Below are 10970 nucleotides of genomic sequence, written 5' to 3' on the forward strand. Positions count from 1 at the left end.
AGCGATTTGCCGCCGGTCTCGGCACCAATAAATCCCAGTCAGTCATTCGGAAAGAACGCTTTCCTCATGCCACGATGTGCTTGGCAAGCCTAGTATTGGTGAATATAATGTGTTTATATCAATGAAAATGTGCCTGTCATGCGATGCGCTCAACGCTAAACGACAAGCCAAGTCATTATCAGCCGGATACCTGGTGTCGGCGCGCCCAGCCGCTCCTGTTCGGCCCGTTCGCTGATGAATGAGGCCCGCCTGCCACAGACTCCCCCGCGCGTCATCGACAATGCTAGAGCCGCGTTGTTGGTAGTCGCGGCACTGGGGCTGCTGGCTCTGGCCGCCATGCCATTGCCAATCACCACGCAGTTGCTGTTGTCCGTCTCCCTGCTGTTGCCGATGCTTGCGCTGCGACCGCTGGCCTTACGGCAGGGTTTCTTTACACCGCGCGGGCGCTTCCTGCGTGACCTGCTCATTGTCCTGGGGCTCTTTGTTAGCACCCGCTATTTGCTGTGGCGGCTGTTTTACACCTTGCCGGTGGAAGGCGTGCTGGATTTCAGCTTGGGGCTGTTGCTCTATGCCGGGGAGGTCTTTGCGTTTGCCATTTTGCTCCTGGGTGCTTTTGTCTCTCTGCGACCCATGACCCGCTCCATCGCGCCCCTGCCTGAAGATCAGACGCAGTGGCCGAGCGTCGATGTGCTCATCCCGAGCTACAACGAGAGCGCCGAGTTGCTTGAGACCACCTTGTTGGGCGCGCGTAATATCGATTACCCACGCGCGAAGCTGAATATCTATCTGCTTGATGATGGCGGCACGCTTGAGAAGCGCACCCAAGCCGACCCCATGCGCCGGCGCGAGGCCGAAGATCGACACCTTGAACTCCGTGCCCTGTGCGCGGATCTCGGCGTTCATTATCTGACCCGGGAGCGCAATCATTCGGCCAAGGCCGGCAATCTCAATGATGCCCTGCCCAAAGTGCATGGCGAACTGGTGCTGATTCTGGATGCCGATCATGTCCCGACTCGGGATTTTCTGCGCAATACCGTCGGCTGGTTTCTGCGCAATCCCAAGCTGTTTCTGGTGCAGACGCCGCATTTCTTTTTGAGTCCGGATCCGATCGAAAAGAATCTTGGCACCTTCCAGCGCATGCCGAGCGAGCAGGAGATGTTCTATACCAACATCCAGCGCGGGCTGGATTTCTGGAATGCGTCCTTTTTCTGCGGCTCGGCGGCGGTGCTGCGACGGTGCTATCTCGACGAGGTTGGCGGCCTGGCCGGCGAGACCATCACCGAGGATGCCGAGACCGCGCTGGCGCTGCATCGGCGCGGCTATGACAGCGCCTACATCTGGCGGCCGATGATTGCCGGTTTGCAGCCGGAGACCTTCACCTCGTTCGTCACCCAGCGCGCGCGCTGGGCGCAGGGGATGATGCAGTTATTTCTGCTCAAAAACCCACTGAAGCCTTCGCAAGAAGCACACGGGTGCTCCGGTATGCGCTGGTGGCAGCGGGTGAGTTATTTAAACAGCATGCTATTTTGGTGGTTTCCCTTCGTGCGCGTGATCTTTTTGTTCGCGCCGCTGGCCTATTTGTTCTTCGGGCTGGGTATTTTCAAGGCCAATTTTGTCGAGCTGCTCAGCTACATGGTCCCGCATCTGGTTGTGGGGCTGATCCTGATTGATTATCTCTATGGCAACGCGCGTTGGAGCTTTGTTTCCGAGTTTTATGAAACCGCCTTGAGTCTCTATTTGATTAAGCCGCTGGTCAATGTCATCCGCCACCCGCACGCACCGCGTTTTGCCGTCACCGCCAAGGGAGAGATCTCTGGGGAGGATTTCATCTCGCCGTTGGCACGTCCTCTGTACTGGACCTTGATGGTGACTGTGGTCGGAATCCTGGCGGGGGTCTGGCGCCTGGGCTTTGTGCCCGGAAGTGTAGTCACGGATCTGGTCACCCTGTTCTGGACTTCGCTCAATCTGTTGCTGCTCATTGGTGCGCTTGGCGCGCTGTTGGAGCGTCAGCAACGACGGCTGGTGCCGCGCATTCCATTTGAGGCCTCGGCACGCCTGCGCTGCGAGCAGACGTGGATTGCCTGCCAGGCCGAGGATATTTCGGTCACCGGGATCGGGCTGCGGCTCGACATTCGCCAGCGCGAGTGCTTTGCGGGGCAGACGCGGTCTCAGGTCGAGCTCCTGTTGCCGGGAGAAGCCCCCCAGTCATTCGCGGTCGAGATCTGTGATTGGCGCACCGAGAAGGATGCAGTGCGGCTGGGTTGTCGGTTCAGTGCGCTGCAAATGGCTGATAAAGCGGCAATTGTGCGTCTAACCTACGGCGACAGCGAGCGCTGGCGCGACATGCTGCAAACGCGTAATCAACGTGTTGGTGTGAGCTATGCGCTAAAAAGCCTGCTGCGGCAGATGCTGGTCCAGGGGCTGCGGCACCTGCGCTTTCTTATTCGTCACACAACTCTGCAAGGCATGTTTCAGCGCGGGAGTTTTCAGCGCGGCAGGCCCGTCGATGTTCAGTCCGAAGAGGTGCTCAAACGTGCATAATGGTTGTCTAAATTCGCGATGCCGATCTGTTCCGGGAATAGCGCTGGCCCTGATCGCCATGGCGCTCTGCTCTGGCGTCCTGGTCGCCCAAACAAACGCCCCGGTAGCTCCAGCGACAGACCAGGCGACAGTGGCGCCGCCCCCAAGGGTCCTACCACAAGCCGTCGCTGTTGCGGATCGCGGCGAGCAAGCATCGCTTGCGCCAGGAGATATCGAGCCCGAGGATGACGCTGCCAAAGACGCGATATTGGGACCGATGCGACGGATTGAGCAGAACCTGGCCAGTTTTCTGTCAGGACAGACGCGCTTAATGCTGCAGGGCGCCAATGCGCGCGCCGATGTCGATCTGCCGCTGCCCGCCCGTTGGGCGCCCCAGACCTTTATGCTCAAGCTCAAATACCGCAACTCGGTGAGTTTGGACCCTGATCGTTCCCAATTGCGGCTGGTGCTCAATGGTCTGGTCATCGGCCAGTTTCCGCTCGATCCGTCGCAGCCAGAGGGCGAGGCGCGCGTGCGCCTGCCGATCGATCTCCTGCAAGCCGGTTTTAATCAACTCAGCTTCGCGGTGGCCCAACACACAGTCGAGTTGAAATGCGAGGATCCCAATGCGCCTGAACTCTGGACGCAGATCGACACCCGCGCCTCGATCTTGACCCTAGAGTATCGCCCCTGGCTGCCATCAAACAGTCTGGCCACGCTCGCGAACTTTGCTCCGCGCCAGGCTTGGGGTCAGGCGCGGCTGCGGATCTCAACGCCTCTGAGCGATGGCCGGGCAAATCCGGATCAGCTCAAGTGGGGCGCGCTGATTTCGCAGGTGGCTGCTGTGAACGTGCCCTATCAGCCGCTGGATATCCGGCTCGAATCCACCACAGCCACTTTCAAGGAAGACGTGGATCGTTATGGTGATCTGGTGGTGGTGGGCACCAAAGAGCAACTGCGGGGCTATCTGGGTGAGGACTGGGCCGCCGATGTCACCGGGGCTTATATTGGCATCAATACCAGCGCGAAGCCGGTGGCCGACCAACCGGACTTGGCCATGCTGGTGGTCTCGGGTCGGGATGAGGCTGAGGTGACGCGTGCCTCGGCTTCATTGGCCAAAATGAACATGCGCTTGCCCGATGTACCCGCCGTCCTGGTCGAGGACTTGCAATTGCCGGATATTCCCGCAGACATTGGCCCTAAGGCCTTGGTCGGCGGGGTCACGGCCAGCTTTGCCGATCTTGGGGTCCCGACCACGACCATGACCAGTCCGATGGCCCCGGCGACACTCTTTCCTGATGCGAACGGCAAGAACGTATCGGTCGATTTGCCAACCTCCCTGGGACTCGACTTTTGGGTGCCAGCCGGGTTTTTCCCGGGCAGGACGCAATATGGCACCCTGACGCTGAATTATGGCTATGGCGCGCGGATGCGCGAAGATTCGGTGCTGAATTTGAGCCTGAATGGCCTCTTTCTGCGCGCGATTCCGCTCAATCAGCCGGCTGGCAGCGTGGATGTTGGCTATGAAGTGCGCTTTCCGACCGAATTGCTGCGCGCGGGGCAAAATCGCCTTGAACTCTCGCCCATGCTCGCACCCTCGCATGCCGGCGAATGCGAATTTCGCCATGGCAACAATCTCCTACTGACCGTCTATGGCGACTCCACTCTGCGCCTGCCGCCGGGGCCGCGTATGGCCACCTTGCCGGATCTTGATCTGCTGGCGCGCGCGGGTTTTCCCTGGTTGCGCGCGCCAGCCGGTGATAATCTGGCGGTACAACTGACCGACACTACCCCAGAGATCACCTCGGCGGCCTGGACTCTGCTGGCGCGCATGGCACAGATCAAGGGCTCCCCCCTCTATCATCTGGACATTGGCCAGCAACCCGACAGTCAAGGTCGTGAACGCTTGGTGATCGGCCCGGTGGATGCCTTGGATTCCGAATTGCGCGCGGCGGCGCCCATCAGTTGGCAGGATGATGCGGTTTGGATTGACTATCCAGTCCTGACGGCGGTGATGCCAGCTGAGCCGCTTGGAGGCTGGGCAGAGCGCGCGCTGGCCCGGGTGCAGCGCTGGATCGACCCGCCGGCCGGGGCGCTCGATCAGTTGAATGTCCGTGCCGGCTTCACCGGTCTTGGCACGCCCAAGCCGCCACCTGGCACCCTGCTCGGCGATCAGAGCGCGCTGCTCAGTTTTGAATCACCCCGCGAGGCCGGCAAGGCGGTGCTGCTGCTGACCGCGCGCACGCCTGAGTTGCTGGTTGAGCACACGGCGCGACTGGTGCAGCCAGACTTCTGGTACAACCTCAAAGGCGACCTAGTGCTGTGGGAAACAAGCGAACAGAGTTTGCTCAGTCGCCCGCCGCAGCGCACCTTCACGGTCGGTCAGGTGTCGACCGTCACCTGGCTGACACACCTGGTCACCACCTACCCAGCGGCCCTGATCACCGTGACCCTGACACTGCTGATCCTGCTGGCTTCGTTGCTGTTCATGGTGATCGGCCGCTTCCGTCGCCGTCATCATCCGGAGGTGACTGATGACAACTAACACATTACGCGCTGGTTTACTGCTGGCGAGCGGCTGGCTGTTGCTGCTGTTTGCAACTGCCGCTTCGGCGGCGCCCGCAGCCCCCGTCGCTGCTTCGCCCCCTGGTGCTGCCTGCTTCCAGGCCCAAGCCGACAGCGATTGGCAGCGCTATGCCGCGCTGGTGCTGGCCAGGGATGGCCGGATACTGGATACCGGCAATGGCGGTATCTCGCACTCCGAAGGCCAAGGGTTCGGGATGCGCCTGGCCTTCCACTACAACCAGCGCCAGGCTTTTGAGCGCATCTGGGGATGGACACAAGAGCATTTCTATGTGCGCGGCGATCATCTCGCTGCCTGGCGCTGGCGCCCGGATGACAAGCCGCATATCGATGACCATAATAACGCTACCGATGGGGATCTGTTTATTGCCTGGTCGCTGGCACTGGCCGGACGCTGCTGGGACGTGCCGGAGTATCTCGACACCGCGCGTCAGATCGCCGCAGACATCCGCGCCAAACTGGTGCGTGAAACCACCGCGGGTACCCTGCTGCTGCCGGGCGCCCAGGGCTTCGAGCACGATCAGACGCTGACGCTGAATCTCTCCTACTGGGTGTTCCCGGCCTTCGCCGAGCTGGCCCGACTGGAACCGGATGCAGCAGAATGGCCGGCGCTGATCGCCTCCGGCCAGGCGCTGCTGGGCGAGTTGCAATTCGGGCGCTGGAAACTGCCACCGGATTGGGTCACCTGGGAGCCGCAGGCCGGGTTCGCGCTGCCGGATCAATTCCCGCCGCGCTTTGGCTATGACGCGGTGCGGGTGCCGCTGTATTGGGTCTGGCACGGGCAGACGACGGGTCACGAACTTGACCAGCTGGCGGCTTACTGGCACGCGCAGCAGGACTGGAGCTGGGCGCCCGACTGGGTGGATCTCAAAACCGATGCCATCAGCAGCAACCCGGCTCCCTCTGGCATCGCGGCCATTGCCGCCTTGACGCAGTTCGCCGTTGTCAATGGAACCGATGGCGATGGCGCCGCTCTGCTGCGGCTCGTGCCCCTGCCCACCAACCAGGACGCCGGGCTGGATTACTATTCGGCCAGTCTGCGGCTGCTGACTGGCATTGCGGGTCGGGCCTGGTATTGGCAACAGTGCAAGCAAGGTTCGAACCCCGGCCTGGGCACTTGTGGCGATGGGCGCTGAGGCCGACTTGCATTGGCCCGAGTGCAGCCTGTTGCAGGCGGCGCGCCTGTTCGGACTGGTCCTTGGCTTGGGTTTGCTGGGCATCGATCAAGGTCTGGCGGCGGATACGGATCAGAACCAGAACCAGAACCAGAACCAGAACCAGAACAGAGGCAGTGCTCAACAGGATCAGCCGCAGTCGAATCTGATTGATGTGACCCGCCCTGATACGGCGGTTGATCTGTCAACCGAGGCGCAAGGTGTCGATCTCCGGGATCAGGCCTCCCCGGTGGAGGTGCAGGCCGCAGATCCGAGCACCCGTGTGGAGCATGTGTCCAAACCGCTTCGTGCACAGGCTGAACTGCCCGCCACGGCCCTGACCCCGGAGCGTCTCTACTCCGCCGGGCGCCGTGCCGAGCCAGCGCTGTGGGCGCTGCTGCATGCCGGGCGTTATCAGCAACTCGAACAGGACATCGCCCGGCTGCGCCTCGAAGACCCGAACTGGCAGCCACCCGCCGAGCTGCTGCTGTGGCTGAAGCATCATCTGGCCTTGGAAGCCGAAGCCAAAGTTAAGGCAAAGACCACAGCTGGAGCTGAGACCGCTCCAGCGACGCGGTCGGCCACTCCGGCGCCTGATCTTGCCGAGGCGGCCCAAAACGAGCTGCTGGCGCTGGCCGCCCAGGGTGAGGTCGATGCCTTGCTGACCCTGGCCGAATCCAGTACCGCACACTGGCCGAGCCTGCGTGCGTCCGCCGCTGGCGCCCTGCGCGGGCTGGCTGCGCGGCTGCATCGTCAGCACGACTATACTGGCGCCGCACGGCTGCTCAAGGCCGCGCTCAAGCTCTGGCCGGCGGATCGCGGCGTCGCCATGCTCACAGCCTGGAATGACTTCAATCTCGGTGAGGATCGGTCCGCCGCCGCTGCCTTCAAAGCACTCTATCAAGCCGAGCCGGACGAACAGAGTGCCGATGGTCTGCTGCTCAGTCTGAAACGGCTCGGAGCGTGGGATGAGCTGCGGCGACTCGCACAGGAGCCGGGACCGCTGCAAGCCCTGTGGAAACGCGATCAAGCGGAAACCCTGTTTAACCAGGGTCAATTTGTGCGTGCTTACCGCCTGGATCCGAACGTCAACCCGGCGCTCGCCAACATCGACAGCCCGGCGCTTGGCCTTGGCCTCGGCTGGCGCTCGCGCAGCGGCGATCCAGGTCTGAGCCGGCTGGACGAGCAGATCGAGCCACTGATGCTGGCCTCCGGCTGGCTGGGGGATCTGGGGGTCGGTCTCGTAATTGAGCGCGTCTCGCTTGATGCCGGCACCCCCGCGCCGGATGCGCAGATCGGCACCTGGCCGCAGGGTCAGGCGTTGAACGGAGCGGCTGAGCGCCACATGAATCGGGTTGCGGGCGGCTTAAGCTGGAAGCTGAATCTCAATGACTACAGCGACCGAGTGAGCGATTGGCTGAATACGCGACTGGGCAAGCCACAGGGGGATTGGCAACTGAGCGCTGCTGTTGGTCAGACCCCAACCGGTGGCGCCCTGGCGCCAGCCTGGATGGGCGCGCTACGCCTAGGGCAGCGTCAGGCGGATGTTTCCTGGAGTGCCACGCTGGAGCATCGCCCCGTGCGCGAGTCCTTGCTGTCCTACACCGGCCTAGTCGATCCGACCACCGGCGAGGCCTGGGGGCGGGTCTCACGCACCGGACTGTCGTTTGAAGGCTGGCGACTGCTGACGCCGGACTGGACCCTGGCCGGGCAGCTGCGCGCGCACGCTTATCGCGGCACCGATGTCGAAGACAACACCGGTCTTGAGGCGGGATTGTCACTCGGGCGCAACTTCAAGCATCCCGACTTTGCCTATCTGACCCTGGGTCCGGCGCTCGAATACCGGCATTTCGCACGAAACCTCAATGCTTTCACCCTGGGCCAGGGTGGTTACTACAGTCCCGATCTGGACCTTGGCCTGATGCTGGCGCTCGACTTTCAGACCCGCGAGGCGGCGCCCTGGCTGCTGCGCGGCTCAATACGCGGCGGCTGGCGCCAGCAAGACGAGGCCGACAGTCCCTGGTATCCGCTGGGTTTGCCAGAAGATGCACCTCCGGGCGTAACGGCAGCCGCGCGTTATCCCGGCTCAAGCAAGCAAGGGGTGGCGGGCTCTCTGCGCCTGGAAGGCGTCGCCCGCTTGAGTCCGCATTGGCAAGTGGGCATGCAGCTTAGCGGCGATTATAGTCCGCAGTTTGAGGAATTCAGCGGCATGTTCTTCCTGCGCCGTTTCTTCAAACCCAGACCGGCGGTGTTGAGCCGCGATCTGCTGTCGATCAGTGCCAGCTCGGATCTTTGACCTCAATGGCCCCGAAGATATGACCTGAATACGTGCCGTTCCAGCCTGTGGTGCCGGCAGCCTGAGCGGAAATGGCTGCGTTCTGGCGGGGATTCAATGCTCACGCAGAAAGCGGCGGACCCTGGCCAAATGGCGGCGACTGACGGGCAGGCGTTGTTCAGTGCCGTCCAGGACGGCCAGGACGCGGCCATCGGCGCCTTTCTCCAAGCCGGTGAGGCGCTGACGGGATACCAGCGCGCTGCGATGAATGCGCAGGAAATGGTGGGGGAATTCCTCCTCCAGGGTTTTTAGGGATTCATCGAGCAGCAGTTTGCCGTCCGGGTGATAGACGGTGACATATTTTTGCTCGGCTTGCAGATAGAGGATGTCATCAATGGCGACCCGCTGCATGTCACCGCGATAATGTGCGCTCAGGTGCTGGCGCGGTGCAGCAGCGAGGGCAGCGTCGCTGGCCTGCTGCTGGGGACGGGTGACGACACGCAGTGCTTCCAGGGCTTCACGCAGCCGTTTGCTGCGCACTGGTTTGAGCAAATAATTGGCCACCTGATATTCGAAGGCTTCCAGTGCATATTCCTGATAGGCCGTGGTCAGGATAACCGCCGGGGGCGGGTTGAGCCGCGCCAGATGCTCGGCCACTTCCAGTCCATCAATGCCCGGCATGCGAATATCGAGCAGCACCAGATCGGCATTGGTTGCGCTGCAACAGCGCAGGGCCTCCCGACCGTTGTCCGCTTCTCCAACCACGGTGTAGTCGCCGTCGAGTTCTTCGAGCAGACGCCGCAAGCGCTGGCGTGCATGGGCTTCATCATCGACAAGGAGAATTTTCATCAGCGTAGCGCGGTTAACCCACCGGTCTCGCGGCCTCCGTTTGGGTTGGAGTGAATGCATAGCCATAGCCATCGGCGCGTTGCAGCACTCGGCAATGGCGGTGTGAAATCCCTTGGACCAGACCCGTTGCGGTCTGGAGATTGAAGCGCCCGGATGCACGAACGGCCACGCGCCCGAGATGGGTTCCGGCTTTCTTGCCCTTTGGCACCTCAGCGATGACCCGATCTCCGGTCTGGAATCCTTTAACGCGCTTCTCACGCATCAAATAACCGCGTGGAAAGCCGAAGCGATTCAAGCGGGTACGCTGGTAACAGCCGCGCCCGGTGGCCTTGATGGCAAGCGTCGGGATGTTCCAGCCATGGAGCGCGGTGAGTTGACCGACACAGGCGGCATCAAGCGCATGGGTCTTGGGAATACCGAGGCGCTGACGGTTGTACTTGGTCTGGCCGCCTGACCCCGTGCCCGTGGTCACGGGTAAGCCGGTGGCCTTGAGCTGTTCAAACAGCGCCCAGCGGGTGGCATTGACCGCTGCGGCATCGCGAAGCGGGGCCTTGGCCTGTGCCTGAATACGGCGCAACCGCTCGGGTTGATGAGCCAGAAACACCTCAATCGGCTGATTCCNTGTTCAAACAGCGCCCAGCGGGTGGCATTGACCGCTGCGGCATCGCGAAGCGGGGCCTTGGCCTGTGCCTGAATACGGCGCAACCGCTCGGGTTGATGAGCCAAAAACACCTCAATCGGCTGATTCCCCTTGTGCTGGTTGCAGGAGTGGCAGGCGAGCGTCAGGTTGGAGACTCGATTCGATCCGCTTCGGCTTTTGGGTTGAATATGCTCAATCTCCAGCGGAACCTGCTGTGCGCCGCAATAGGCGCAGGTGCGATGCCATTTCTCCAGCAGATATTCGCGCACCTCATAACCAACGAGTTCGCCCTGTTGGTATTCGACCCTGCTGATCTCCGGGTTCTGGAGTGCCTGAGTGTCAAACCGCACCAGCTCCTGGCTGAGGTGGGTGATGGGTGCGAGACGTTGGAGACGATTGACCCAGCTCAGCGTGGTGTCCAATCGATGGCGCAGACTCGGGGCGAGCCAGCCTTGGGGCTTGGTGCGATTGTGAAAGCGCGGGGCGCGATGGCGCAGATTCGCTGTGCGCCGACGGCGACGAAAGGCGCGGCGAGCGGTCAATCGCTCACGGATCTGGGCACCACGGTGGGTCAGTTCGGCCAACCACAGCACCTGCGCCTCACGGCGTATCTCGCCCGTGTCGGGGTCGATGCGCTCGACCTCGCGCACCACGGCGATTCCGGTCGTTTTGCTCCCCGGATCGAGCGACAGGCGCAGTGGCTGAGTTTCACCACCAATACGATCTTTGAGCCGGATGGTGAAGGGGTGTAGCCGCACCACCACCGCCCGACCGCGCTGGAGCAGTAGCCGAGCGCGTTTCTCCGTGCACGGCATCAGCGGGTTTTTCTGTTTGTCGAGAACAAAGACAGCCATTTCAATTCCTGCCCTTACGGGCCTGGTGACGGAGCCTCGCGGCTCGCTCCCCTCGGAAAAGTCTGCAACCGGCTCCCGCCTCGCGGCGGCGATCA

General features: G+C 62.1%; 5 protein-coding genes and 1 pseudogene. 4 read left to right on the top strand and 2 right to left on the bottom strand.

Going from position 1 to position 10970, the window contains the following annotated elements:
* Positions 1-234 precede the first annotated feature (234 nt).
* The 4 genes from bcsA to CKO36_RS11660 all read left to right on the top strand — a co-directional run bounded on the left by bcsA (position 235) and on the right by CKO36_RS11660 (position 8553).
* Positions 235-2541 (top strand): UDP-forming cellulose synthase catalytic subunit, encoded by a 2307-nt coding sequence (bcsA, locus tag CKO36_RS11645; protein WP_200284233.1) that lies wholly within the window; start codon positions 235-237, stop codon positions 2539-2541.
* A 256-nt stretch (positions 2542-2797) separates the two neighbouring features.
* Positions 2798-5065: a cellulose biosynthesis cyclic di-GMP-binding regulatory protein BcsB gene (locus tag CKO36_RS11650; protein ID WP_200284234.1), complete on the top strand. Its 2268-nt coding sequence runs from the start codon at positions 2798-2800 to the stop codon at positions 5063-5065.
* Positions 5055-6239: a family 8 glycosyl hydrolase gene (locus CKO36_RS11655; protein ID WP_200284235.1), complete on the top strand. Its 1185-nt coding sequence runs from the start codon at positions 5055-5057 to the stop codon at positions 6237-6239. The genes CKO36_RS11650 and CKO36_RS11655 overlap by 11 nt, the downstream gene beginning before the upstream one ends.
* Positions 6229-8553 (top strand): cellulose synthase subunit BcsC-related outer membrane protein, encoded by a 2325-nt coding sequence (locus CKO36_RS11660; RefSeq protein WP_200284236.1) that lies wholly within the window; start codon positions 6229-6231, stop codon positions 8551-8553. The genes CKO36_RS11655 and CKO36_RS11660 overlap by 11 nt, the downstream gene beginning before the upstream one ends.
* Before the next feature lie 93 nt (positions 8554-8646).
* On the opposite strand, the gene CKO36_RS11665 is transcribed toward CKO36_RS11660, so the two are convergent.
* Positions 8647-9381 carry a LytR/AlgR family response regulator transcription factor gene (locus tag CKO36_RS11665; RefSeq protein WP_200284237.1) on the bottom strand — a complete coding sequence of 245 codons (735 nt, stop codon included), beginning with the start codon at positions 9379-9381 and terminating at the stop codon, positions 8647-8649.
* A gap of 622 nt (positions 9382-10003) precedes the next feature.
* A pseudogene (gene iscB / locus CKO36_RS11675) lies at positions 10004-10875 on the bottom strand (RNA-guided endonuclease IscB); the annotation flags it as partial.
* Positions 10876-10970: the final 95 nt, after the last annotated feature.

Origin of the sequence: Rhabdochromatium marinum (genome assembly GCF_016583795.1) — a bacterium.
GTDB classification, from domain to species: Bacteria; Pseudomonadota; Gammaproteobacteria; order Chromatiales; family Chromatiaceae; genus Rhabdochromatium; species Rhabdochromatium marinum.

Excerpts from the sequence above, each read along its gene's own strand:
- CKO36_RS11660 (WP_200284236.1), top strand. The coding sequence starts at position 6,229 with ATGGGCGCTGAGGCCGACTTGCATTGGCCCGAGTGCAGCCTGTTGCAG.
- bcsA (WP_200284233.1), top strand. The coding sequence starts at position 235 with ATGAATGAGGCCCGCCTGCCACAGACTCCCCCGCGCGTCATCGACAAT.
- CKO36_RS11665 (WP_200284237.1), bottom strand. The coding sequence starts at position 9,381 with ATGAAAATTCTCCTTGTCGATGATGAAGCCCATGCACGCCAGCGCTTG.
- CKO36_RS11655 (WP_200284235.1), top strand. The coding sequence starts at position 5,055 with ATGACAACTAACACATTACGCGCTGGTTTACTGCTGGCGAGCGGCTGG.
- CKO36_RS11650 (WP_200284234.1), top strand. The coding sequence starts at position 2,798 with ATGCGACGGATTGAGCAGAACCTGGCCAGTTTTCTGTCAGGACAGACG.